At 71.2% G+C, this 23155-nt stretch carries 23 protein-coding genes and 1 tRNA gene; 8 read left to right on the top strand and 16 right to left on the bottom strand.

Annotated features, from left to right (window positions below; translation table 11 throughout):
- Window positions 1–35: 35 nt before the first annotated feature.
- The 5 genes from ABT118_RS02905 to ABT118_RS02885 form a co-directional block, all read right to left on the bottom strand.
- Window positions 36–1658: a glycoside hydrolase family 13 protein gene (locus tag ABT118_RS02905; RefSeq protein ID WP_350644453.1), complete on the bottom strand. Its 1623-nt coding sequence runs from the start codon at window positions 1656–1658 to the stop codon at window positions 36–38.
- Between the two features lie 57 nt (window positions 1659–1715).
- Window positions 1716–2600 (bottom strand): carbohydrate ABC transporter permease, encoded by an 885-nt coding sequence (locus ABT118_RS02900; RefSeq protein ID WP_350644451.1) that lies wholly within the window; start codon window positions 2598–2600, stop codon window positions 1716–1718.
- A gap of 15 nt (window positions 2601–2615) precedes the next feature.
- Window positions 2616–3539, bottom strand: a complete 924-nt coding sequence (locus ABT118_RS02895; RefSeq protein ID WP_350644450.1) for a carbohydrate ABC transporter permease — start codon at window positions 3537–3539, stop codon at window positions 2616–2618.
- Between the two features lie 76 nt (window positions 3540–3615).
- The gene (locus tag ABT118_RS02890; protein ID WP_350644449.1) at window positions 3616–5013 is read right to left on the bottom strand and encodes an ABC transporter substrate-binding protein; all 1398 of its coding nucleotides are present in this window, start codon (window positions 5011–5013) and stop codon (window positions 3616–3618) included.
- A gap of 232 nt (window positions 5014–5245) precedes the next feature.
- The gene (locus ABT118_RS02885) at window positions 5246–5734 is read right to left on the bottom strand and encodes an Lrp/AsnC family transcriptional regulator (protein ID WP_350644448.1); all 489 of its coding nucleotides are present in this window, start codon (window positions 5732–5734) and stop codon (window positions 5246–5248) included.
- A 176-nt stretch (window positions 5735–5910) separates the two neighbouring features.
- On the opposite strand from ABT118_RS02885, the gene ABT118_RS02880 reads away from it, so the two are divergent.
- Complete coding sequence (locus tag ABT118_RS02880) at window positions 5911–7548, top strand: PLP-dependent aminotransferase family protein (RefSeq protein WP_350644447.1); 1638 nt, start codon at window positions 5911–5913, stop codon at window positions 7546–7548.
- 33 nt (window positions 7549–7581) lie between these two features.
- Window positions 7582–7905, top strand: a complete 324-nt coding sequence (locus ABT118_RS02875) for a hypothetical protein (protein WP_350644446.1) — start codon at window positions 7582–7584, stop codon at window positions 7903–7905.
- A gap of 90 nt (window positions 7906–7995) precedes the next feature.
- On the opposite strand, the gene ABT118_RS02870 is transcribed toward ABT118_RS02875, so the two are convergent.
- Window positions 7996–8069, bottom strand: a tRNA-Thr gene (locus tag ABT118_RS02870).
- A 279-nt stretch (window positions 8070–8348) separates the two neighbouring features.
- Between ABT118_RS02870 and ABT118_RS02865 the strand changes: the two genes are divergently transcribed.
- The 3 genes from ABT118_RS02865 to ABT118_RS02855 all read left to right on the top strand — a co-directional run bounded on the left by ABT118_RS02865 (window position 8349) and on the right by ABT118_RS02855 (window position 10928).
- Window positions 8349–9440, top strand: a complete 1092-nt coding sequence (locus tag ABT118_RS02865; RefSeq protein WP_350644445.1) for an ABC transporter ATP-binding protein — start codon at window positions 8349–8351, stop codon at window positions 9438–9440.
- Between the two features lie 193 nt (window positions 9441–9633).
- Window positions 9634–10074 carry a hypothetical protein gene (locus tag ABT118_RS02860; protein WP_350644443.1) on the top strand — a complete coding sequence of 147 codons (441 nt, stop codon included), beginning with the start codon at window positions 9634–9636 and terminating at the stop codon, window positions 10072–10074.
- Between the two features lie 107 nt (window positions 10075–10181).
- Window positions 10182–10928 carry a nucleotidyltransferase family protein gene (locus tag ABT118_RS02855; protein WP_350644441.1) on the top strand — a complete coding sequence of 249 codons (747 nt, stop codon included), beginning with the start codon at window positions 10182–10184 and terminating at the stop codon, window positions 10926–10928.
- A gap of 103 nt (window positions 10929–11031) precedes the next feature.
- Here ABT118_RS02855 and ABT118_RS02850 read toward each other — a convergent pair whose 3' ends face one another.
- The 7 genes from ABT118_RS02850 to ABT118_RS02820 all read right to left on the bottom strand — a co-directional run bounded on the left by ABT118_RS02850 (window position 11032) and on the right by ABT118_RS02820 (window position 17889).
- Window positions 11032–12564, bottom strand: a complete 1533-nt coding sequence (locus ABT118_RS02850; RefSeq protein ID WP_350644439.1) for a DoxX family protein — start codon at window positions 12562–12564, stop codon at window positions 11032–11034.
- Between the two features lie 239 nt (window positions 12565–12803).
- Window positions 12804–13799, bottom strand: coding sequence for a 23S rRNA (guanosine(2251)-2'-O)-methyltransferase RlmB (gene rlmB / locus ABT118_RS02845; protein ID WP_350644438.1), 996 nt, complete (start codon window positions 13797–13799; stop codon window positions 12804–12806).
- A gap of 119 nt (window positions 13800–13918) precedes the next feature.
- Window positions 13919–15313, bottom strand: coding sequence for a cysteine--tRNA ligase (gene cysS, locus ABT118_RS02840; protein WP_350644437.1), 1395 nt, complete (start codon window positions 15311–15313; stop codon window positions 13919–13921).
- Between the two features lie 72 nt (window positions 15314–15385).
- Window positions 15386–15778, bottom strand: coding sequence for a PPOX class F420-dependent oxidoreductase (locus ABT118_RS02835; protein ID WP_350644436.1), 393 nt, complete (start codon window positions 15776–15778; stop codon window positions 15386–15388).
- Between the two features lie 97 nt (window positions 15779–15875).
- Complete coding sequence (gene ispF, locus ABT118_RS02830; protein WP_350644434.1) at window positions 15876–16391, bottom strand: 2-C-methyl-D-erythritol 2,4-cyclodiphosphate synthase; 516 nt, start codon at window positions 16389–16391, stop codon at window positions 15876–15878.
- On the bottom strand, window positions 16381–17118 hold the full coding sequence (gene ispD, locus ABT118_RS02825) for a 2-C-methyl-D-erythritol 4-phosphate cytidylyltransferase (RefSeq protein WP_350645089.1): 738 nt from the start codon (window positions 17116–17118) through the stop codon (window positions 16381–16383). The genes ispF and ispD overlap by 11 nt, the downstream gene beginning before the upstream one ends.
- Window positions 17119–17406: 288 nt before the next feature.
- Window positions 17407–17889, bottom strand: coding sequence for a CarD family transcriptional regulator (locus tag ABT118_RS02820; RefSeq protein WP_030244332.1), 483 nt, complete (start codon window positions 17887–17889; stop codon window positions 17407–17409).
- 408 nt (window positions 17890–18297) lie between these two features.
- Here ABT118_RS02820 and ABT118_RS02815 point away from each other — a divergent pair, with 408 nt between their 5' ends.
- Complete coding sequence (locus tag ABT118_RS02815) at window positions 18298–18978, top strand: DUF461 domain-containing protein (protein WP_350644433.1); 681 nt, start codon at window positions 18298–18300, stop codon at window positions 18976–18978.
- Between the two features lie 57 nt (window positions 18979–19035).
- On the opposite strand, the gene phoP is transcribed toward ABT118_RS02815, so the two are convergent.
- Together phoP and phoR are read right to left on the bottom strand one after the other, a co-directional pair.
- Window positions 19036–19731 carry a two-component system response regulator PhoP gene (gene phoP / locus ABT118_RS02810; RefSeq protein ID WP_350644432.1) on the bottom strand — a complete coding sequence of 232 codons (696 nt, stop codon included), beginning with the start codon at window positions 19729–19731 and terminating at the stop codon, window positions 19036–19038.
- Window positions 19728–20993 (bottom strand): two-component system sensor histidine kinase PhoR, encoded by a 1266-nt coding sequence (gene phoR, locus ABT118_RS02805; RefSeq protein ID WP_350644431.1) that lies wholly within the window; start codon window positions 20991–20993, stop codon window positions 19728–19730. The genes phoP and phoR overlap by 4 nt, the downstream gene beginning before the upstream one ends.
- A 254-nt stretch (window positions 20994–21247) precedes the next feature.
- On the opposite strand from phoR, the gene phoU reads away from it, so the two are divergent.
- Together phoU and ABT118_RS02795 are read left to right on the top strand one after the other, a co-directional pair.
- Window positions 21248–21922 carry a phosphate signaling complex protein PhoU gene (gene phoU / locus ABT118_RS02800; RefSeq protein ID WP_184917955.1) on the top strand — a complete coding sequence of 225 codons (675 nt, stop codon included), beginning with the start codon at window positions 21248–21250 and terminating at the stop codon, window positions 21920–21922.
- A gap of 208 nt (window positions 21923–22130) precedes the next feature.
- Window positions 22131–22307 carry a hypothetical protein gene (locus tag ABT118_RS02795; protein ID WP_350644430.1) on the top strand — a complete coding sequence of 59 codons (177 nt, stop codon included), beginning with the start codon at window positions 22131–22133 and terminating at the stop codon, window positions 22305–22307.
- Between the two features lie 108 nt (window positions 22308–22415).
- On the opposite strand, the gene ABT118_RS02790 is transcribed toward ABT118_RS02795, so the two are convergent.
- Entirely contained in the window at window positions 22416–23003 is a 588-nt protein-coding gene (locus ABT118_RS02790; RefSeq protein WP_350644429.1) for a lytic polysaccharide monooxygenase auxiliary activity family 9 protein, read from the bottom strand.
- Window positions 23004–23155: the final 152 nt, after the last annotated feature.

Below are 23155 nucleotides of genomic sequence, written 5' to 3'. Positions count from 1 at the left end.
CGGTGCTGCGGTGCTGCGGTGCTGCGGTGCGCCGTCTAGCTGAGCAGCCAGACCGCCGTGTCGGCGGGGAGGAGCCGGTCGTCGGCGATCGGGCCGCTGGCCAGCAGGACGGAGTCGTGCGGGGGGAGCAGCACGGGCTCCGCCCCGAGGTTGACCACGCAGACGAAGCCGGGGCCGCGCCGGAACGCGAGCACCTGCTCCGTACTGGTCAGCCACTCGAACTTGTCGCCGTGCAGCGCCGCTTCGGAGCGGCGCAGCCGGAGCGCGGTGCGGTACAGGGTGAGCATCGAGTCAGCCCGCGCCGACTGGGCCTCGACCGTGAGGTCGGCCCAGTCGGCCGGCTGCGGGAGCCAGGGCTCGGCCGGAGCCTGGCTGAACCCGTACGGGGGTCGGTCGCCCGACCAGGGGAGCGGCACCCGGCAGCCGTCGCGGCCGGGGTCGGTGCCGCCGGAGCGCAGGTGCATCGGGTCCTGGAGGCGGTCCAGCGGCAGGTCCTCGACCTCCGGCAGGCCCAACTCCTCGCCCTGGTACAGGTAGACCGCACCTGGGAGGGCGAGCGAGAGCAGCGCCGCCGCCCGGGCCCGGCGGCGGCCGAGCGCCAGGTCGGTCGGGGTGCCGAAGGCCTTGGTGGCGAAGTCGAACCGGGTGTCCCGGCGGCCGTACCTGGTCACCGTCCGGGTCACGTCGTGGTTGCAGAGCACCCAGGTGGCCGGTGCCCCGACCGGGGCGTGCAGGGCGATGGTGCCGTCGATCGACTCCCGCAGGCTGCGGCCCTCCCAGGGGCGGGCCAGGAAGTCGAAGTTGAACGCGGTGTGCAGTTCGTCCGGGCGCAGGTAGCGGGCGAACCGTTCGGCGTCCGGCAGCCAGACCTCGCCGATCAGGATCCGCTCACCCGGGTACTCGTTGGCGATCGCCCGCCAGGAGCGGTAGATGCCGTGCAGCTCCTCCCGGTCGGTGAACGGGTGCGGGTCGCGGCCCTTGACGAAGTCCGGCAGGGCCGGGTCCTTGGCGAGCAGGGCGGCGGAGTCGATCCGGACCCCGGCCGCACCCCGGTCGAACCAGAACCGGAGGATCTCCTCGTGCTCCGAACGCACCAGCGGGTGCGCCCAGTTCAGGTCGGGCTGCTGGGTGGCGAACAGGTGCAGGTACCACTGGCCGTCGGCCGCCCTGGTCCACGGGCAGCCGCCGAACTCGGACACCCAGTCGTTCGGCGGGAGCTCGCCGGCTTCCCCCCGGCCGGGCCGGAAGTGGAACAGGTCCCGCTCCGGGCTGCCCGGCTCGGCCGCCAACGCGGCCTGGAACCACGGGTGCTGGTCGGACACGTGGTTGGGGACGATGTCCACCACGGTGCGGATGCCCAGTTCGAGCGCCTCGGCGATCAGCAGCTCGGCGTCGGCCAGGGTGCCGAACAGCGGGTCGACGCCGCGGTAGTCGGCCACGTCGTAGCCGCCGTCGGCCATCGGCGAGGGGTACCAGGGGTTGAACCAGACCGCGTCGATGCCGAGTTCGGCCAGGTACGGCAGTCGGGAGCGGACCCCGGCCAGGTCTCCGGTGCCGTCACCGTCGCCGTCGGCGAAGCTGCGCGGGTACACCTGGTAGATCGCGGCGTCGCGCCACCAGTCCGGGTGCTCGGACGGGAGCCGGGATTGCTGTCCCACGGTGGGAGGTCCTTTCGGGTCGGCGCCCGTTCTCGGCCCCGGCCGGCCCTGCGGGCCTCAGCCCTTCAGGCCGCCGGAGGTGAGCCCGGACATGATGTTGCGTTGGAAGATCAGGAAGAAGAGGATGGTCGGCACCGAGGCGATCGCCAGCGCCGCGATGATCACGTTCTGCGGCACGCCCATCGACAGCGACTTGATGCCGATGTTGAGCGTCTGGTTGGCCGGGTCCGGCTGGACCAGCATCGGCCAGAGGAAGTCCTTCCAGACGTTGACCACCGCGAAGATCGAGATCACCCCGATGATCGGCCGCGACATCGGCAGCACGATCGACCACAGGGCCCGGAGCGGGGTGGCCCCGTCGATCGCCGCCGCCGCCATCAGGTCCTCCGGGATGGAGTCGAAGAACCGCTTCAGCAGGAAGATGTTGAAGGCGTTGGCCACGGTCGGCAGCCAGATCGCCCACGGCGTGTTGATCAGGTTGAGGTGCAGCAGCGGCAGGTCGAGCACGGTCAGGTACTGCGGCACGATCAGCACCGCCGCCGGGATCATCAGGGTGGCCAGCATCATGCCGAGGATCAGGTTCCCCAGCACCGGCCGCAGCTTGGACAGCGCGTACGCCGCCGCCACGTCGAACACCAGCTGGAACGCGAGCGCCCCGAAGGCGTAGTACAGGGTGTTGAACAGCAGCCGCCCCATGCCGAGTTGGCGCCAGGCGGTGGCGTAGGTGTCGGGGTGCAGCTCGGCCGGGAACAGCGTCGGCGGGTTCTGGATCACCTCGGCGGTGGACTTCAGTCCACCGGTCACCAGCCAGTACAGCGGCCCGAGGAACACCACGGTGAAGCCGACGACGGTCAGCACCAGCACGGTCCGGTACAGCAACCTGCCGAGCGGACGGTTGAGTTGGGTCTGCGATATCAGCGTCCGGGTCAGCGGCTCGTCCACCGGGGCTCCCATGGTTCAGTCGGCCTTTCGGGACAGCCGCACGTACAGGGCGGAGAAGCCGGCCAGTACGAGCAGCATGATCAGGCCGAGCGCCGAGGCGGCGCCGTAGTTGTTGAAGTTGAAGGCGTACTGGTAGACCAGGTAGACCACCGTGGTGGTGGACCCCTGCGGCCCGTTTCCGCCGGTCAGCAGGAAGGGTTCGACGAACACCTGCATGGTGGCCACGACCTGGAGCAGCAGGAGCAGCGAGAGGATCAGCCGGGTCTGCGGGATGGTGACGTGCCAGACCCGGCGCCACAGGCCGGCCCCGTCCAGCTCGGCCGCCTCGTACAGCTCGCCGGGGATGCCCTGGAGCGCGGCCAGGTAGATCAGGGTGGCGCCGCCCATGTTCATCCAGGTGGAGGCGATCACCACCGAGATCATCGCGGTGTCAGGGGAGTTGAGCCAGGCCGAGGTCGGCAGGTGCAGGCTGTGCAGGATGCTGTTGAACAGCCCGAAGTCCGGGTCGTAGAAGTACTTGAACAGCAGCACCGAGGCCACCGGCGGCATCATCACCGGCAGGTAGACCAGCACCCGCAGGTAGGACTTGGCGTGCCGGAGCTCGTTCAGCAGGACCGCCACGAAGAACGGCACCGCGAAGCCGAGCACCAGCGCCAGCAGCGTGAACAGCAGAGTGTTCCGCCAGGCCTGCCAGAACGCCGGGTCCTGGAGCAGCTGGTCGATGTTGTCCAGGCCGACCCAGCTGGTTCTGCCCCGCTTGGTCTTCTGGAAGCTCATCACCACTTCGCGGACCATCGGGTACCAGGTGAAGAAGGCGAAGCAGAGCAGGGCGCCGATCAGGAATCCGTGCGCGGTGAGGTTCTGCCGGACCTGGCGCCACAGCCGGCCTTCGTGGGTGGTGGGTCTGGCCGCCTTCCCGGCGACACTGATCGCTGCCATTGCTTCGCTCTCCCGCTGGATCGTCGGTACTCCCCCGGCAGGGGGCCGGCTCTGACGGCCAGCCCCCTGGGGACCACTACTGGAGGCTGGCCAGGACCTGGTTGACCTGGGTCTCCGCCTCGGTCAGCAGCTTGCTGATGTCGGCGTTCTTGTCCGTCAGCACGGCCGAGACCGGGTTGTCGAGCACCTTGTAGATCTGCTGCGCGTGGGCCGGCTCGGTCAGGCCGGGCACCGGGACGGCCAGGTACGGCGCGTAGTTCTGCACCGGGACGGTGGCGCTGGCCGCCTTCGCCTTGTTGTCCGCCTCCAGGCTGGCGCCGGTGAAGAAGAACGGCTGCGGCAGGCCGACCGGCAGGCCGTCGGTCTTGGTCCGGGCGTAGTTGAACTGGCCCTTGCCCAGGCTCAGGAACTTGAAGTTGATCCAGGCGATGCCCGCCTTGATCTGGTCCGGGCTGGACCCCTTCTTGAACATGTAGTCGTTGCCGCCGAGCAGCGCCGCCTTGGCCCCGGGCATCGGGCCCATGCCGTACGCCTCGTAGTCGCCCTTGAGCGTCTGCACCATGTAGGTGATGTCGTCCGGGGCGCCGACGTACATGCCGAGCTTGTCCGACGCCATCTGCGTCATCAGGTCGGGCCACTTGAGGCTCTGCGCCGCGCCCATGGTGTTGTCGGTCCAGCGCATGTCGTACAGGTTCTGCAGGACCTGCTTGCCCTCGGGGGTGTTGAACGCGGCCTTCTTGCCGTCGTCGCTGACCATCTTGCCGCCGAGGCCGTACAGCTCGGCGGTGTAGTGCCAGCCGCCCTGGTTGGTGGCGCTGTAGTCCCCGTACCCGTTGACCCCGTTGCCGAGCGCCGCGATCTTCTTCGCCGCCTCCCGGATCTCCGCCCAGGTGGCCGGCGGCTTCTCCGGGTCGAGCCCGGCCTGCTTGAACAGCTTGCGGTTGTAGAGCAGGCCCATCTTGTAGTTCGAGGTGGGCAGGCCGTACAGCTTGCCGCCGTCCTTGAGCGTGGCGAGCACCGACGGGTCGATGTCCTTCAGCGCCGGGACGGTGCTCTCGTTGACGTACGCGCTGATGTCCTCGGCGCCGTCGGCGTCCAGCACCTGGTTCAGGTCGGTGAAGTAGGTGTAGAAGACGTCGGTCTGCGTCTTGCCCTTGAGCTGGGCGGTGAACGGGGCGGGCTCCTCGCAGGGCGAGGCGTCCTTGCTCTTGATCGTCACGTTCGGGTACAGCTTGCCGAACGCCGCGATGTCCTCGTCCCACTGCTTGCGCTCGGCCGCCTTGGTCACCGGCGGCTGGCAGTCCACGCTGATGGTGACCTTCGCACCCGGGTCCAGCGTCGCCGAGCCGGTCCCCTTGGTCGACCCGTCACCTCCGCCCGTGCTTCCCGAACTGCCGCAGGCGGCAAGGGAGATGGCCATCCCGGTTGCCAACGCGACACCGACGGATCTACGGACAAGCCCGGTTCTCTTCATGGCGGACTGACCCTTCTACAGGCATGGGTGGAGGGGGGCGCCGCGGCCCTCGCCTGGCGGCTCCTGGCGGCTCCGCTACTTAACCACTGCTCGACAGATGACCACAAGATGTCGACAGGATTTCGCAAAAAGACGACTCTCGACTGTCGGGTCCGGCTCCGGAGCAACAGAAACGCCCCTCGGCCGAAGCCGGGGGGCGGGCGGGAGGGGCGGGCAGGGCGGAGCCGGACCGTCAGCCGGGGCTGAGCTGCCGACGGCCGGCGATCTGCTCGAAGATCAGGTTGGTCCGGGTCTGCGCCACCGCCGGATGGGTGGTGAGGTGGTCCACCACGAAGTCGCGCAGCGCGTCCGGGTGCGCGAGCACCACATGGAGCAAGTAGTCGTCCGAGCCCGCCATGTGAAAGACCGTCACCACACCGGGCATGTCCGGGGCCGCCGCCCGGAAGCTCTCGTTCTGCTCCCGGGTGTGGGCCCGGAGCCGGACCGAGATCATCGCCTGCAGCGGCAGACCGATCGCGGCCGGGGCGATCTCGGCCCGGAACCCGCGGATCACCCCGCGCTCGCGCAGCGCCCGGACCCGGGTCAGACAGGTCGAGGCGGCGATGCCCACCGCGTCCGCGAGCGCGTTGTTCGGTATCCGCGCGTTCTCGGCGAGGATGCGCAGGATCGCCCGGTCGGTGTCGTCGAGGGGCGCCTGCCGGGCTGGGGGAATGTTCGGCACGGGGGTCAGACTCCCCCTCCTCGGCGACGATCCGCAAGGTTTTCCCGGCCTGTTCCGAATCTTCTGCAGACTGCTTCCCCCGTCCCGGCGTGAAGTTCATCCTGGCTCTCGACCGGACCGGGTCGGCACCACCCCTCGCCGAGCCGGCCGACCCAGCGAACCAGGAGCGCTGCGCCATGAGCCGAACCGACACCCTGGCCGTACCCCTCGGACCCGCCGCCCCCCTGGTGGCCGGCACCGCCGAGGAGCCGGACGCCGCCGACTTCGCGCTCCCGCCCGGCGGTCTGGCCAACGGCCAGCGGCTGCGCGCCCTCGACCGGCTGGACGGCTACCTGACCAGGAAGCGCCGGAACCTGCTCGGCTTCCAGGCCACCCAGGAGATGGGCGCCGGCGCGTTCGACCTCGGCCGGTTCATGCAGCACAACATCAACAACCTCGGCGACCCGTTCCGGAGCGGCGGCTACAAGCCGAACACCAAGGTGGTCGAACGCGCGGTGCTCGACTACTACGCCGACCTCTGGCACGCCCGGGGCCCGCACGACCCGGGCGACCCCGAGTCCTACTGGGGGTACGTGCTCTCCATGGGCTCCACCGAGGGCAACATGTACGCGCTCTGGAACGCCCGGGACTACCTGAGCGGCAAACCGCTGATCCAGCCGCCGACCGGCACCTCCGGGCCAGCCCCGGAGCACCCCGGCGCCCGTCGCCCGGTGGCCTTCTACTCCGAGGACACCCACTACTCGTTCGCCAAGGCGGTCCGGGTCCTGGGCGTCGACACCTTCCACGCCGTCGGCTCCGAGCAGTACCCCGGCGAGTGCCCCCTCCCCGGCCTGCCGGACTGGCCCGCCGAGGTGCCGTCCAGCAGCGGCCCCTCCGGCCGCTCCTGGGACGGCACCGGCGAGATCGACGTCGACGCCCTGGCGGCCCTGGTCGAGTTCTTCGCCGCCAAGGGCCACCCGATCTTCGTCAGCCTCAACCTCGGCAGCACCTTCAAGGGCGCCCACGACGACGTCCGCCAGGTCTGCGAGCGGCTGCTCCCGATCTTCGAGCGGCACGGCCTGATCCAGGCGCAGGTCACCCACGGCCGCGACCCGCACACCGGCGAGCCCCGCACCGACCTGCGCCGACGGTTCTGGATCCACGTGGACGGCGCCCTCGGCGCCGGCTACGCCCCCTTCGTCCGGATGGCCGCCGCCGACCCCGCCCACGGCTGGACCCCCGCCACCGAACTCCCCGAGTTCGACTTCGGACTCACCCTGCCCACCCGGGAGTTCGGCGACCTCGACCTGGTCTCCTCGATCGCCATGAGCGGCCACAAGTGGCCCGGCGCCCCCTGGCCCTGCGGCATCTACATGACCAAGGTCAAGTACCAGATCGCCCCGCCGTCCCAACCCGACTACACCGGAGCCCCCGACACCACCTTCGCCGGCTCCCGCAACGGCTTCTCCCCCCTCATCCTCTGGGACCACCTCTCCCGCCACTCCCACCAGGACCAGGTCGACCGCATCCGCCACGCCCAACACCTGGCCGCCTACCTCGAACACCAACTCCGCGCCCTCGAGCTCTCCCACAACCTCACCCTCTGGCCCGCCCGCACCCCGGGCGCCATCACCGTCCGCTTCCGCAAACCCAGCCCCGACCTGGTCACGAAGTGGTCCCTGTCCTCCCAGGACGTCCTCACCACCCCCGGCGACGAATCCACCCGCCGCAGCTACGTCCACGTCTTCCTGATGTCCTCAGTCGACCGCACCAAGCTCGACGCCCTCCTCGCCGACCTTGCCCACGACCCCGCCCTCCGCGGCATCGCAGACTGACTGCATCACCCGGCATCAGCAGAGGAGCGACCGTTGAACATAGAAACAACTGCCCCGATTGCGGACGGGGCGGGCGCGATCCGGGGCGTCCACAAGAACCGATCCGGCCCCGTCGAGATCGCGGAGCCTCGGCGCGCGGTCTTTCATCGCCTGGGAGAGCTCCAGTGGGTCAAGGTCACGGGCCGCGAGCGGGGCAAGTCGGGGTCCGTACTTGTCCTCAAGTTCACCGACTTCTCCCAACTCCCCAGCTGGCTCCTGGCCCTGGAAACGGAAGACCCCGACCCGACCCAGGTGTACCGCACCCACAAGTACAGCCTGCTCATCGAGAATCCTCGCCGAGTGATCAAGCCCTTGTAGTCGACACCCCGGAAACCGACGCAGGGCCGACTCCCCGGGATCACACCGGCGAGCTGGCCCTGTATGCGTCTCGCGACGCTACGAATGCGGAGCCCCCTGTCGGGTTCGAACCGACGACCCCCGCTTTACAAGAGCGGTGCTCTGGCCAACTGAGCTAAGGAGGCGCGGTGACCGCCCGCAGCGAGGCCACGGCGGCACCAGTGGGCAGTGTACCGGGCGGGGGTGGGCTGGTGGGGAGGGTTATCGGGGGGCCGGGAGCGGGTCGTGACCGGACTGATGCCGAAATCGGCCGCCCGGAGGGCTGACAATCCGATCACCCGGCGGGTAGCGTCGCGAGGAGTCGTCGCGGTGGTGGTTCAGACCACTGCCCGGGACGGCGGCGACAATCCAACCTTTACTCGGATCGTCCGGCACGTTCCTGCCGGTGAAGGAGTGTAAGAACCATGGCTTCTGTCACGTTCGACAAGGCGACCCGGCTGTACCCCGGCGGCACCAAGCCCGCCGTCGACGCCCTCGAGCTGCACGTCGAGGACGGCGAGTTCCTGGTCCTGGTCGGCCCCTCCGGCTGTGGCAAGTCCACCAGCCTCCGGATGCTCGCGGGTCTCGAGGACGTCAACGGCGGTGCGATCCGCATCGGCGACCGCGACGTCACCCACCTGCCGCCGAAGGACCGGGACATCGCGATGGTGTTCCAGAACTACGCGCTGTACCCGCACATGACCGTCGCGGACAACATGGGCTTCGCGCTCAAGATCGCCGGCGTGAACAAGGCCGAGATCCGCACCAAGGTCGAAGAGGCCGCGAAGATCCTCGACCTCACTGACTACCTGGACCGCAAGCCGAAGGCGCTCTCCGGTGGCCAGCGCCAGCGTGTCGCGATGGGCCGCGCGATCGTCCGTGAGCCGCAGGTCTTCCTGATGGACGAGCCGCTCTCGAACCTGGACGCCAAGCTCCGCGTCTCGACCCGTACCCAGATCGCGTCGCTCCAGCGCCGCCTGGGCATCACCACCGTCTACGTGACCCACGACCAGGTCGAGGCCATGACCATGGGCGACCGCGTCGCGGTGCTCAAGGACGGTCTGCTGCAGCAGGTCGACAGCCCGCGCAACATGTACGACCGCCCGGCCAACCTCTTCGTGGCCGGCTTCATCGGCTCGCCCGCGATGAACCTGGTGGACGTCCCGCTGGTCGACGGCGGCGTGAAGTTCGGCGGCTCGGTCATCAACATCTCGCGTGACGAGCTGGCCGGCGCCGGCACCGACAAGAGCGTGACCGTCGGCATCCGCCCGGAGCACTTCGAGATCGTCCCCGCGGGCGGCATCGAGGGCGTCGCGGTGACCGTGAACGTGGTCGAGGAGCTCGGCGCGGACGGCTTCGTCTACGGCACCACCAAGATCGGTGGCGACGACAAGGACATCGTCGTGCGCGTGCACGGCCGTCAGATCCCGCAGAAGGGCGAGACTATCCACGTGGTCCCGACCGGCGGCGAGACCCACGTCTTCAACACCACCAGCGGTGCCCGCCTGAGCGCCTGACGACCCGTCGGCGGGCGCGGCGGCGCCTGACGACTTGTCGACATCCCGAGCCCCCGACCGGAGAACCACCGGTCGGGGGCTCGGTCGTCCGTGCGCCGTGCGTCAACCCGGCGACAGGACGAACCGGGACACGCGTCACTCATTGGGGTAACGGAGGGCGACCTGGGCCCCACGCACCGCTACGCTCCTGACCGTGAAGCAGCTCGTGCGCCGCATCGGCCAGACCGTTGCCCTGACCCTGCCCGTGATCCTGGTGACCACCGGCACGCTCGCCGTCACCCGCGTCCCCTGGGCGCCACCGACCGGACTCGACCAGCAGGTGGTGGCCGCCTCCAGCGGTGACGGCACCATCGGCCGCACCGCGACCGCCACCAACACGCAGGGCATGGCTCCGCAGGACGCCCTCCGGGTCGACCTGATGGACGAGCTGCGGACCCACAACCCGGGTACCGCGCTCGACCTGCTGGAGCGCACCATGCGGGAGAAGCCCGCGCTCACCCCGTACTGCAGCACGCTGGCCGCCGACCTCGGCAAGGCCGCCGTGCGCAAGTACCAGGGCGACGCGCAGCGGGCCCGCTCCTTCGCCCGGCCGGTCTGCGACGGAGCCTTCGCCGCAGGCGTGGTCGGCCAGTAGGTCGGCCCACCCGCGAAGCAGCCCGGCAGGTCGGCCTGTGCGCGGACCTGCCCGCGAAGCAGCCCGGCCGGTAGGTCCGCGCGCAGGGGCAGCCCTAGAGTGCTGCCATGACCGCTGACTCCACCGCCCCGCACCCGCACTCCCCCGCCGTGACGCAGGCCGTCATCCTGGCGGGCGGCCAGGGTTCACGGCTCCGCCCGTACACCGACGACCGGCCCAAGCCGCTGGTCGAGATCCCGGGTACCGGGACGCCCATCGTGGGGCACCAGCTCGCCTGGCTGGCCGCCGAGGGCGTGACCGATGTGGTGATCTCCTGCGGGCACCTCGCCGAGGTGCTGCAGGAGTGGCTCGACCACGCCGACCTGCCGCTCGCCGTCAGCACCGTGGTGGAGACCGTCCCGCTCGGCCGCGGCGGCGGTCTCAAGCACGCGGCCAAGGCCCTCCCCCGGCCCGAGGAGCCCTGGTACGCCACCAACGGCGACATCTGGACCAGGTTCAGCCTGCGCGACATGGCCGCCTTCCACCACGAGCGCGACGCCCTCGCGACGCTCGCGCTGGCCCGGCCGCGGATCCCCTGGGGCGCGGTGGAGACCGACCAGTTCGGCAACGTGCTCGACTTCATCGAGGCGCCGCCCTCCCCGTTCCTGATCAACGCCGGGCTGTACGTCTTCGCCCCCGGCTTCCAGGAGCTGCTGCCGGACGTCGGCGACCACGAGCGCACCACCTTCCCCCAACTCGCCCGCAGCAAGCGGCTGGCGGGGTACCAGCTGCCGCAGGGGTGCTACTGGCGCGCGATCGACACCGCGAAGGACCTCACCGAGGCGGCCAAGGAGCTGGCGGCCGACCGGTCCTGACGGAGCGCCACACACAGCACAGCAAGGAGCGCGGTGGACCCCCACGGTCCACCGCGCTCCTTTCCTGTACCCCGGTACCGGAGACCGGAGCCGAGCCGGGCGGCTAGGCGTCCACCCGGCCGACCGGGCGGCCGCCGGGGGCGAGCCAGTGCGAGGCGCCGAGCAGCGGGGCGCCGAGCACCCCGCCGAGCAGCCCGCTCGGCGTGCTGGCGGGAGCCGGCTTGGGCGGTGTACCGCCACCACCCGTGGTCCCGCCGGTGGTCCCGGCGCCGCCCGCCGGGGTGCCCTTGGCCGGGGTGGTGGGTGCGATAGAACCGGACTCCGACTTGGTCGAACGGGGCTTCGCGCTCCCGCTCTTGCTGGGCGAGGGGGTCGGGGTGGGCGACTTCGGCGCGGGAGTGGTCGGGGCCGGCGTCGGGGAGGGGCCGTTGCCCGGCCACATCGGGGAGCCGAAGTCGGTCGGGGGCTTGGCCGGGGTCGGGTCGGGACGGCCGCCGGTGCGGACCGCCGCACCGAGCATCGAGCCGAGCAGCAGGGTCAGCCCGACCACCACCGCCGTCACCACGCCGCTGCGGCGCAGGATCCGCCGCCGGAGCGCGGCGGGTGCCGAGGTGCCGTACCGACGCCAGGCCTCCAGCGCGATCCGCCCGTCCAGCGAGCCGAACGGCGCACCCGCGATCAGCAGCGGGCTCCAGGCGGCCAGGAAGATCAGGTCGGGGGTGTCGTAGACCGGCACCGCCCGCCAGCTGACCGTGAACAGCAGCGCGGCCGACAGGGCCATCGCCGTCCCGGCTGCGGCCCGCTGCCAGAGGCCGAGGATCGACAGCACGCCGACCACGATCTGGATGAAGGCGACCGCGAGCCCGGAGCCGACCGGGTGGGCCATCGCGAAGTCGAGCAGCGGCTGGGCCACGCCCCACGGGTGCAGCGAGGCGAGCCAGCGCATCATCGAGCCGCGGTCGCCGCCGTCGAAGTACACCGGGTCGCACAGCTTGCTGAACCCGGCGTAGACCGAGAGCGAGCCGAGCACGATCCGCAGCGGCAGCAGCACCAGGCCGAGGTCGACCTTGCGGCCGGGGTACTTGCCCTGGCCGAAGTCGACTCCGGTGGCCGAGACCTCGGGGAGCTCGCCCACCGGGGCCCAGCTGTCCACCGGCTCCTGGGCCGCCGTCCTGGCCGCGGCCTGACGGTACGCCTGGAGCTGCTCGGTGCCCTCACCGCCGACCGGTCCGGCCGGAGCCGGGACGGTGTTGAGGCGGACGGCCTCCAGCAGCTGGGTGGCCGCCAGGTCGCCGGGGTCGGCCTGACCGGTCCAGGTGACCGCGGTGACCCGACCCTTGCGGCGGAGCGGGGTCGCACCAGCCACCACCGCGCCGGCCGCACCGGCCAGGGCCGGCACCTGGGCGCCGCCGACCACGACCTGGGGCGTGACCATCGGGCGGGGGGTGAAGCCCGCCGGGGTGAAGGCCGCCATTCCGTACGGATCGCCGAAGGCCGCGCCCGCCGGGGCGTCGATCAGCGGAGCCACCGGGGCCGCCAGCCTGACCCGGAAGCTGGCCTGGGTACTGCTGAGCCGTGCCGGGTCGGACGGCACCTTGACCGTGTTGAGGCCGGGGCCGGCATCTATTCCCGCCATGCCGCCCGGGGCAGGGCGCCGAGGTGTTCTGGTGTCCACACCCGTCTAACCGGGTGACAGCCGGTTAGGACACTCTCCCGGGTGGATTCCTGACGCCGATTGAAGTGATCATGAGTAAACCGATCGGGCCTGACCAGGCCCGATCGGTTCACCACGACATCACTGCGACAAATGAGCGTCAGCCGTCACCCGGACGGCGGACCCACCCGACGTGCCCGACCGACGCGGGCCGGGCCGGCTCAGACGCCCTTGGCCCGCAGCCGCGCGGCCTCGTAGAGCACGATGCCGGCCGCGACACCGGCGTTCAGCGACTCGGTCGCGCCGGGCATCGGAATCCGCACCCGGATGTCACAGGTCTCCGAGACCAGCCGGGAGAGGCCCTTGCCCTCGCTGCCGGCCACGATCACGACCGGGCCGCTGAGCGCCCCCAGGTCGCCGATCTCCGCCTCGCCGTCGGCCGCCAGGCCGACCACGAGCAGACCGGCCTTCTGGTATGCCTCCAGCGCGCGGGTCATGTTGGTGGCGCGCGCCACGGGCAGACGCGCCGCGGCGCCCGAGGAGGTCTTCCACGCCCCGGCGGTCATGCCGGCGGCCCGGCGCTCCGGGATCACCACGCCGTGTGCCCCGAAGGCGGCGGCGGAACGGACCACGGCACCGAGGTTGCGGGAGTCGGTGACCCCGTCCAGCGCGATGATCAGCGCGTCCTCGCCGTTGTCGGCCGCGTCGGCCAGCAGGTCCTCCGGGTGCGCGTACTCGTACGGCGGGACCTGGAGCACCATGCCCTGGTGGTTCATGTTGCCGGTCATGTTGTCGAGCTGGACCCGCGGCGCCTCCATCAGCGGCACACCGCGCTCGGTGGCGGCCTGCAGCGCCTCGCGCACCCGGTCGTCGGTGTCGATGAACTGGAGCACGTACAGCGCGGTGGCGGGCACCCCGCCGCGCAGCGCCTCGACCACCGAGTTGCGGCCGAAGACCAGCTCGGCCGAGCCCGAGCCGCCGCGACCGCCACGGCCGCCGGCGCCGGCCCGGCGCATGCCGGCCCGCGACTTGGCGTCCATCTCGCGCTTGACGGCCGCATTGGCCTGCCGCTGCTTCACGTGACCCTTGCGGGCCGAGGCGGGCGGGGTCGGGCCCTTGCCCTGGAGCGCCTTCCGGCTGTGCCCGCCGGTGCCGACTGCCGCGCCCTTCTTCGATCCGGGGTTGCGTCGGTTCCTGCGAGCGCTGTTGCCGGCCATGGCTGTACTTCCCTTGTCTGTCTCGCACGCCCCGGCGGCGATCGCCGACGGCATGCTCTGCGTCATGCGGATGGGCCGTACCGGTGCGGTACGGCCCACCCTCACCCCGGATAGCGGGGTTACTGGTTGTTGAGCGTCCAGCGCGAGCCGGTCGGGCCGTCCTCGATGGACAGCCCCGCCAGTACGAGCCGGTCGCGGATCGCGTCCGCGGTGGCGAAGTCCTTGCGGCCCCGGGCGGCCTGCCGCTGCTCCAGCACCAGCTGGACCAGCGAGTCGACCACCCCGTGCAGGTCGTCGCCCCGGTCGGCATCGGCCCACTGCTCGTCGAGCGGGTCGAGGCCCAGTACACCGAGCATCGCACGGACCTCGGCCAGCCGCGCCACCGCGCTGTCCTTGTCGTCCGCGGTCAGCGCACTGTTGCCCTGCCGGACGGCGGTGTGCACGACGGCCAGGGCCTGCGGCACCCCCAGGTCGTCGTCCATCGCCTCGGCGAAGGCCAGCGGAACCTCGGGCGCCGCGTCCACCTGACCGCAGCGCTCGACCACCCGCTGGATGAAGCCCTCGATCCGGGCGAAGCCGGTCTCGGCCTCCTGGATCGACTCCTCGCTGTACTCGATCATCGAGCGGTAGTGCGGCCCGGCCAGGTAGTACCGGAGCACGATCGGGCGGTGGCGCTGGAGCATCTCGGAGATCAGCACCGAGTTGCCGAGCGACTTCGACATCTTCTCGCCGCTCATGGTGACCCAGGCGTTGTGCACCCAGAAGTTGGCGAAGTCGTCGCCGTACGCCTTCGACTGGGCGATCTCGTTCTCGTGGTGCGGGAAGATCAGGTCGAGCCCGCCGCCGTGGATGTCGAAGGACTTCCCGAGGTACTTGTGCGCCATCGCGGAGCACTCCAGGTGCCAGCCCGGACGGCCGTGACCCCACGGGGTCTCCCAGCTGGGCTCCCCCTCCTTGGACCGCTTCCACATCGCGAAGTCGCGCGAGTCGCGCTTGCCGGTCTCGCCGGTGCTCTCCGGCTGCCGGAGGTTGTCCAACTCCTGGTTGGAGAGCGCCAGGTACTCGGGGTACGTGGTCACCGCGAAGTAGACGTTGCCCTCGGACTCGTAGGCATGGCCCTTCGCGATGAGCGTCTGCATCATCTCGATCATCTCGGGCACGTGGCCGGTGGCCCGCGGCGCCACCGAGGGCGGCAGGCAGCCCAGCGCCTGGTAACCGTCGTCGAAGGCGCGCTCGTTGGTGTACGCGATCTGCCACCACGGGGTGCCGAGCTCGCGCTCCTTGGCGATCACCTTGTCGTCGATGTCGGTGACGTTGCGGACGAAGGTGACCTGGTAGCCGCGGTAGCCGAACCAACGGCGCATCACGTCGAAGTTCAGGTTGGACCGGACGTGTCCGATGTGCGGGGGCGCCTGGACGGTCGCGCCACACAGGTACATGGAGACACAGCCCGGTACAAGCGGGACGAAGTCGCGTACCTGGCGGGTGCTGGTGTCGTACAGGCGAAGGCTCACAGCGTCAAGCGTAGTGGGCCACGGGGGGTGCCCCGCCACCTTTCGCCCATGGTCGCGTCAACTGGGCCCGGTTCAGGCGTTGCCGACCGCCTTCCGGGGCGACAGCCGGACCACCACCCGGACGTCCTCCGGGCCGTCGTTGCGGTAGTCGTGGCCGAGGTACTTCCGGCACAGCTCGTCGATCAGCTCCCGGCCTCCCTCCCTGGTCATGGTCACCTCGCCGCGCAGTTCCAGGTAGCGGTACGGGTGGTCCGGCGGGTTGACGAGCAGGCTGACCCGCGGGTCCCGGAGCATGTTGAGGTGCTTGCGGCGGCCCTCCACGGTGGAGAACACCACGTCGTCGCCGTCCCGTTTGATCCAGACCACCGAGGACTGCGGGCTGCCGTCCGGCTGGACGGTGGAGATGCTGACGAAGGACTTGGCGTCGAACAGCGCCTTGGCCTGGTCGGAGAGCTGGACAGCCATGCGGGGCCTCTTCCGTCGGTACGCCCGGTTCACCCGCCACGCTAGTGAACCGGGCGCACCCGAACGGACTCGGACACCCGTCAGACCACCGAAAGGACTAAGCCGGATCGGTCCCGGCCCGGTAGACCAGGGCCGTGGCGATCGCCGCCAGCCCCTCCGCCCGGCCGGTCAGGCCGAGGCCGTCGGTGGTGGTGCCGGAGACCGAGACCGGGGCACCGACCGCCGCCGACAGCGCGGCCTGGGCCTCGGCCCGGCGCTTGCCGATCTTCGGGCGGACGCCGATCACCTGGACCGCGACGTTGCCGATCTCGAACCCGGCCGCCCGGACGATCCGGGCCGCCTCGGCGAGCAGGGTGACGCCGGAGGCACCGGACCACTCGGGGCGGTCGGTGCCGAAGTGCGCGCCCAGGTCGCCCACGCCGGCCGCCGAGAACAGCGCGTCGCAGGCGGCGTGCGCCGCCACGTCCGCGTCCGAGTGCCCGGCCAGGCCGAACTCCTCACCGGGCCAGTCCAGCCCGGCCACCCGGAGCGGGCGACCGGCCTCGAAGGCGTGCACATCGGTGCCGATCCCGACCAGCGGGATCAGCGGCGTCGGCCAGGTCTCAGAAGCCATCGGAGGCCCTCCGTCGGGCGAGTACGGCCTCGGCGAGCACGAGGTCCAGCGGTCGGGTCACCTTGAACGCCTCCTCGTGGCCCGGCACCACGACCACCCGGCCGCCGAAGTGCTCCACCAGGCCCGCGTCGTCGGTCACCGCCACCGGCTCGGCCAGCGCCCGCGCGTGCACGTCCGCCAGCACCTCCCGGCGGAAGCCCTGCGGCGTCTGGACCGCCCGCAGCGCGGACCGGTCCGGCGTGCCGAGCACCGGCTCGGGCACTCCGGCGGGCTGCGGCTCGACCAGCTTCACCGTGTCGGCCAGCGGCACCGCGGGCACCACCGCCTCCGCACCGGCCCGGACGGCCGCGGCGACCGCGTCCACCACCTCGACCGGCACCAGCGGCCGGGCCGCGTCGTGCACCAGTACGATGCCGACCCCGGCCGGGATCGCGGCCAGGCCGAGCCGGACCGACTCCTGCCGGGTGTCACCGCCGGCCACCACCCGGATGTCCTTGCCGTCCAGCCCGTGGCTGTCCAGCAGGGCGACCACCTCGGCCACCCCGTCCGCCGGGGCCGCCACCACCACCAGGCCGACCGCCCGGCTGCGCGCCAGCGCCCGGACGGCGTGCACCAGCAGGGGCACCCCGCCGAGTTCACGCAGGGCCTTCGGGGCTCCGGGGCCGAGCCGCTCGCCCCGCCCGGCGGCGGGGACCACGGCTGCTGCGACTGCTGCTGTGCCGTTCAGGGTTTCGCTCCTTCGGCGCTGTGCCGTTCTCTGTTCGGATACTCGCGTCGGATACTCGCGATTCGGGTGCACGCGGTCAGGTTTCGCGCCTTCGGCACGATGGGTATGGCCCTGGCGAACGCCCGACGGTGCCCCGGCCCCTTCCGAAAAGCACCGGGTCCCGTCAGGGCGTTCGGATCCGTGCCCGGGTACGCCGAAGCGCCCGAGGTGCCGGGTGGCCACCTGGATCACGTACGTGACCATGGTGACGCACCGGCATCGGGCGCTTCGACCTGCAGAGGACTGCTGTTACGAGGCCAGGACCTCGTCGAGCAGCGTCTCCGCCTTGTCCTCGTTGGTGTTCTCCGCGAGCGCGAGCTCGCTGACCAGGATCTGGCGTGCCTTCGCGAGCATCCGCTTCTCTCCGGCCGAGAGACCGCGCTCACGCTCACGACGCCACAGGTCGCGAACGACCTCGGCCACCTTGATCACATCGCCGGAGGCGAGCTTCTCGAGGTTCGCCTTGTACCGGCGCGACCAGTTGGTCGGCTCCTCGGTGTACGGCGCCCGCAGCACCTCGAACACCCGGTCGAGGCCTTCCTGGCCAACTACGTCACGCACACCGACGAACTCCGCGTTCTCCGCGGGCACGCGCAGCGTCAAGTCTCCCTGCTGCACCTTCAGCACCAGGTAGGTCTTGTCCACACCTTTGATCTGGCGAATCTCAATGGCCTCGATCAGCGCAGCCCCGTGATGGGGGTAGACCACCGTGTCGCCAACCTTGAACGTCATGTGACAGGGCCCCTTCCGTGGCTTACCAGAATAACACGGTTCTCGGCCCACCCGAAGGGCGTTTTCGCAGGTCAGAGCCGGTCTCGGGGCTTGACAAGGGCACCTCCGGCATGCTGCGACCGGTGTTCGACGGGGCCTTACCGCAGGTCGGAGGCGGTGTACGCACCTGACGAAACCTCTGGCAACACTCCCGAAACCATGATTGGATCATGGGTTTTTGCCGTATACGCGCTCGTGGCCTCCGGCGGGCCCCGCCGGACACCCCCGGCGGCACCCCGGCCGGCCCTCCCGCCGCGCACCCGGCCGTACTCCACCCGCGACACGGGGCCACCCCGTGAGAACCGGATAACTGCGGTCGGTAATCTGACCTTGACCACCGACCCGAGATTCCAAGGAGATGCCGCCGCCGTGAGCCGCAGCCTTCGACGCGGCGCGATCGCCGTGATCGCCCTCGCCGCGATCCTCCCGCTGTCCGCCTGTGCCGCCGGGAACTCCCCGGACACCCTGCAGATCAAGCCGGACAACGCCGCGACGTCGATCGGGAACGACCTCAAGCTCAACAACATCGTGGTGGTGACCGCGGTCGGCTCCAGCTCGGAGCACGCCGGGCCGGCCAACCTCACGGTGAACATCAGCAACTCGGGCAGCAGCCCGGAGACGCTGCAGTCGGTCACCATCGGCGAGGGCGTCACCGCGACCTTCGCGGACGCCAAGGGCGCCGCGCTGTCCGAGATCGTCATCCCGGCCGGCGGCGCGGTGCTGCTCGGCGGCGAGGGCCAGCCGGTCGCCCGGGTCGGCTCGGCCAAGCTGGAGGTGGGCGGCTTCGCGCCGACCTCGTTCTCCTTCGCCAAGGCGGGCAAGGTCTCCACCGAGGCCCAGGTGCACCCGGCCGACGGCCTGTACGCGGGCTACGGCCCGAAGGCCGCCGCCTCGGCGTCGCCGTCCGCGTCCGCTTCGGCCTCGACCGGCGCCTCGGCCTCCCCGTCGGCGTCCGCGTCTGCGTCCGCGTCGGCCGGCGCCTCCGGCTCCGCCTCGCCGTCCGCCGGTGCCTCGGCCTCCCCGTCGACCAGCGTCGCGGCCTCGCACTGACACCACGCCATGCCGAAGGCCCCCGCTCGAACCGAGCGGGGGCCTTCGGTGTGCGGTTTACGGCTCGAACTTGTAGCCCAGGCCACGGACCGTGACCAGGTAGCGCGGGGCGCCCGGGTCCGGCTCGATCTTGGCCCGCAGACGCTTCACGTGGACGTCCAGGGTCTTGGTGTCACCGACGTAGTCGGCGCCCCAGACCCGGTCGATCAGCTGCATCCGGGTGAGCACCCGGCCGGCGTTGCGCAGCAGCATCTCCAGCAGGTCGAACTCCTTCAGCGGGAGGTCGACCTTGGCGCCGTCCACCGTGACCACGTGCCGGTCGACGTCCATCCGGACCGGGCCGGCCTCCAGCGCGCCGGGGCCGCCGCCGTTGTCGCCGACCCCGCCGTCCTCGCCGCGACGGCGGAGCACCGCGCGGATCCGGGCCACCAGCTCGCGGGTGGAGTAGGGCTTGGTGACGTAGTCGTCCGCACCTATCTCCAGGCCGACCACCTTGTCGATCTCGCTGTCCTTGGCGGTGACCATGATCACCGGGACGTTGGAGCGGACCCGGAGCTGACGGCAGACCTCCGTGCCGGGCAGGCCGGGGAGCATCAGGTCGAGCAGCACCAGGTCGGCGCCATTGCGTTCGAACTGCTCCAGCGCGTCCGGGCCGGTGGCGGCGATGGCCACCTCGAAGCCTTCCTTGCGGAGCATGTACGACAGGGCGTCGCTGAACGACTCCTCGTCCTCGACCACCAGTACTCGGGTCACGATCGGGCCTCCGGGGCAGGAAGGGGGTTGGGGAGGATGGTTGGGCTCTGCTGACTCGCCGCCGGAGCCTGCCCGGCGGGGAGTCGGACGGTGAAGGTGGAACCCTGGCCCTCGACGCTCCAGACCGACACGGTGCCGCCGTGCGAGGCGGCCACGTGCTTGACGATGGAGAGGCCGAGGCCGGTTCCGCCGGTGGCCCGGGAGCGGGCCGGGTCGACGCGGTAGAAGCGTTCGAAGATCCGCTCGCGGTCCTTCTCGGAGATGCCGATGCCCTGGTCGGTCACCGAGATCTCGATCAGCTCGCCGTCCGCCTCACCGAGGGCGGCGGCGCTGGAGATCCGCCGGGTGGCGATCGCCACCCGGGTGCGGGGCGGGCTGTAGTTGACCGCGTTCTCCACCAGGTTGCCCAGCGCGGCGGCCAGCTGGCCGCGGTTGCCGTGCAGGTAGAGGCCGCCGATGCCGCCCGCCGCGATGTGGATCTGCTTGGCGGCGGCGGGCTGGCGGCAGCGGTCGATCGCCTCGGCGATCAGGGTGTCGACCGGGACCGGCTCCGGGTCGACCATCAGCTGGTCGTCCTGGACCCGGGACAGGTCGATGATCTCCTGCACCAGGCTGGCCAGCCTGGTCGCCTCGATCTGCATCCGGCCGGCGAAGCGCTGCACCGCCTCCGGGTCGTCGGAGGCGTCCGCGACCGCTTCGGAGAGCAGCGACAGGGCGCCGACCGGGGTCTTCAGTTCGTGCGAGACGTTGGCCACGAAGTCGCGGCGGACGGCCTCGATCCGGCGGCGCTCGGTCAGGTCCTCGACCAGCACCAGGACCAGCCGGGAGCCGAGCGGAGCAACCCGGACGGACACCGCCAGCGGGTCGGTGGCACGGGCCGCGCCCGGCCTGGGCACCTCCAGCTCCACCTGGCGGATCTCGCCGTCCCTGCGGGTGGCGCGGGCCAGTGAGAGCATCTGCTCCACCGCCATCGCCCCGCCCCTGACCAGGCCCATCGCGTAGGCGGCGGAGCTGGCCTTGACCACCTCGTCGCCCTCGCCGAGCACGATCGCGCAGGAGCGCAGCACCGAGAGCACGGTGTCCACGCCCGGTGGGAGCGGCGGCTCCTGGGTGAGCGTGTGCACGCCCGGTTTACTGCCCTTGGTTCCGCTGCCTGCCCTGGCCTGCTCCCGCTCACTCCAGCGGAAGGCGATCGCGGCCGTGAGACCGACACCGAGCCCGGCTATGGCGCAGGCTGCGGCGAGGGCCACATTCACGTCCATGTGGCCAGCGTAAGCGCATCGGGGCGGCCCACCCCCGGGGTCCGATCAAGGCATCGGCCGCGCGTTGCCGAGAATTCACCTTCACGCTGCCACTGGTTCACTGCCGCGGCCGTGCGTGGTCGCCCGAACGGCCCAGGGTGGGTTGCGCAGCCCGAGCGGGCGGTGACGGCACTACGATGCCGCCACCAGCAGCGGCCGTCCTGACGGGATGACCGGTCGGCACCGCCACCGACAGAGCTACTGAGGAGAGCAGAATGCGCGACGCGTACCACGAGGAACTCGACTCGATCAGCGACGGCCTGGTCGAGATGGCCCGGCTGGTCGGCTCGGCCATGGGTCGGGCCACCACCGCGCTGCTCGACGCCGACCTGGCGCTGGCGGAGAGCGTGATCGCCGCCGACGACAAGGTCAACGCCCTGCACCACGACCTGGAGAACCGAGCCATCGACCTGCTGGCCCGGCAGCAGCCGGTCGCCACCGATCTGCGGATCGTGGTCACCTCGCTGCGGATGAGCTCCGACCTGGAGCGCTGCGGCGACCTGGCCCGGCACGTGGCCAAGGTGGCCCGGCTGCGCTTCCCGGAGACGGCCGTCCCGAACGACCTGCACCCGATCGTGCTGGAGATGGGGCAGCTCGCCCAGCGCCTGGTGGCCAAGGCCGGCCAGGTCATCGCCACCAAGGACGTCGAGAAGGCGCTGGAGCTGGAGCAGGACGACGACGCGATCGACGCCCTGCACCGCGAGCTGTTCTCGCACCTGCTGGACGACCGCTGGCAGCACGGCATCGAGACCGCGGTGGACGTCACACTGGTCGGCCGGTACTACGAGCGCTTCGCCGACCACGCGGTCTCGGTGGCCAAGCGCGTGGTCTTCCTGGTGACCGGCGAGCACGTGGCCGACTTCGTCGCCAACGCCGAGTCGGCGGAGTAGGTCCGGCAGACGGAGCGGGCCGGGCAGGCAGGGCAGGCGGAGCGGGCGGGGGCGTGACCGCGGGGGTGCGATGACGGGGGCGCACGGGGTGGTGGGGAACCGCCCCTGCGCGCCCGTTGACGCCCCGTCACCGGCGGGGCTTCACTCATGGGGTGGCCACAGCTCCGTGTGTGCCGCCGTGTGCCAGTGCCGAGGAGGGCCCAGCGCGATGAAGGCAACCACTGCCCCGACCAGTCCGCCGTCGAGCGTCGTCGAGCCGACCACCCCCGCCCTGCTGCCGGTCCTCGCCGCCACCTGCGGCTGCGGCGGGGGCTGCGGCTGCGGCTGCCAGTCGGGTGCGCCCTGCCAGTGCGGCGGCGTCTCCGGCGGCTGCTGCGGCCACTGAGCCCGTCCGCCCGAGCGGCCCATCCCCTTCGCCCGTCGGCCGGGCGCCCCTGTCCTGAGCGGGGCGCCCGGCCGACGTATGCCGTCCGCCGCTAGAACTGCGGCACGCCTAGAACTGCAGGTCGACGCAGGAGTAGAAGGCGTTCGTGGTGTCGGCGACGTCCCACACCGCGAGCAGCACGTGGTGCCCGGTCAGCCCGGCCGGCAGCGGCACGCTGTGGGTCAGCGTGCTGGGCGGCTGCTGGTTGTTGCCCGGGACGTTGAGCAGCGGGGTGAGGTTGAGGTTGCTCCGGCTGAGCACCGTGGAGGCGTTGTATCCCGGCTTGGTGAGGTAGTAGCGGTACGAGGAGGTGGCGTGCCTGGCGGTGAACTTCCAGGTGAAGTTCTGCTTCTGACCCGCCGTCACCTTGGTGGTCGGCCAGGCCCCGTTGCGGGGCGCGTCCAGCTGGGCGAACCGGCTGTTGCCGCCGGCGCAGAGCTTGCCGTCGGCCGGGCCGCTGTTCGGGAAGCCCTTCGGCCCCTCGACGCTCTGCGGCTCCCACTGGATGTCGCCGCAGCCGGTGACGGTGCCCGCCGCACAGTACGCGGCCCGGCTCGGCGGGCCGCTGATGTAGCCGTGCGAGAAGGCCGGGATCGCGGTGGCGACCGGTACAGCCAGGGCCCCGACGAGGGCCGCGAACAGATGGCGCTTACGCATGGTGCTCCTTCCGGACTCGTCTCCGGGCAGGCCGGAGCGAGCTGTGGGGGTGGATGGAGTGCATGACTGGCGCCCGGCCGCCGGTGGGGGATCTTGGCGTGCTCGCGCCAGCGCTGGTGCATACCGTAGGAGCGCCCGGTCAACCCGTCAAT

Source organism: Kitasatospora sp. NPDC002040 (assembly GCF_040296785.1).
Taxonomy (GTDB): domain Bacteria; phylum Actinomycetota; class Actinomycetes; order Streptomycetales; family Streptomycetaceae; genus Kitasatospora.
This window is presented reverse-complemented; position numbering and strand designations above follow the sequence as displayed.

What these genes read in the sequence shown, in the direction of transcription:
- ABT118_RS02895 (WP_350644450.1), bottom strand. Translation starts at nt 3,539, where the DNA reads ATGGCAGCGATCAGTGTCGCCGGGAAGGCGGCCAGACCCACCACCCAC.
- ABT118_RS02890 (WP_350644449.1), bottom strand. Translation starts at nt 5,013, where the DNA reads ATGAAGAGAACCGGGCTTGTCCGTAGATCCGTCGGTGTCGCGTTGGCA.
- ABT118_RS02880 (WP_350644447.1), top strand. Translation starts at nt 5,911, where the DNA reads ATGAGCCGAACCGACACCCTGGCCGTACCCCTCGGACCCGCCGCCCCC.
- ABT118_RS02865 (WP_350644445.1), top strand. Translation starts at nt 8,349, where the DNA reads ATGGCTTCTGTCACGTTCGACAAGGCGACCCGGCTGTACCCCGGCGGC.
- ABT118_RS02855 (WP_350644441.1), top strand. Translation starts at nt 10,182, where the DNA reads ATGACCGCTGACTCCACCGCCCCGCACCCGCACTCCCCCGCCGTGACG.
- ABT118_RS02850 (WP_350644439.1), bottom strand. Translation starts at nt 12,564, where the DNA reads ATGGCGGGAATAGATGCCGGCCCCGGCCTCAACACGGTCAAGGTGCCG.
- rlmB (WP_350644438.1), bottom strand. Translation starts at nt 13,799, where the DNA reads ATGGCCGGCAACAGCGCTCGCAGGAACCGACGCAACCCCGGATCGAAG.
- ABT118_RS02835 (WP_350644436.1), bottom strand. Translation starts at nt 15,778, where the DNA reads ATGGCTGTCCAGCTCTCCGACCAGGCCAAGGCGCTGTTCGACGCCAAG.
- ispF (WP_350644434.1), bottom strand. Translation starts at nt 16,391, where the DNA reads ATGGCTTCTGAGACCTGGCCGACGCCGCTGATCCCGCTGGTCGGGATC.
- ABT118_RS02820 (WP_030244332.1), bottom strand. Translation starts at nt 17,889, where the DNA reads ATGACGTTCAAGGTTGGCGACACGGTGGTCTACCCCCATCACGGGGCT.
- phoR (WP_350644431.1), bottom strand. Translation starts at nt 20,993, where the DNA reads ATGGACGTGAATGTGGCCCTCGCCGCAGCCTGCGCCATAGCCGGGCTC.
- phoU (WP_184917955.1), top strand. Translation starts at nt 21,248, where the DNA reads ATGCGCGACGCGTACCACGAGGAACTCGACTCGATCAGCGACGGCCTG.
- ABT118_RS02795 (WP_350644430.1), top strand. Translation starts at nt 22,131, where the DNA reads ATGAAGGCAACCACTGCCCCGACCAGTCCGCCGTCGAGCGTCGTCGAG.
- ABT118_RS02790 (WP_350644429.1), bottom strand. Translation starts at nt 23,003, where the DNA reads ATGCGTAAGCGCCATCTGTTCGCGGCCCTCGTCGGGGCCCTGGCTGTA.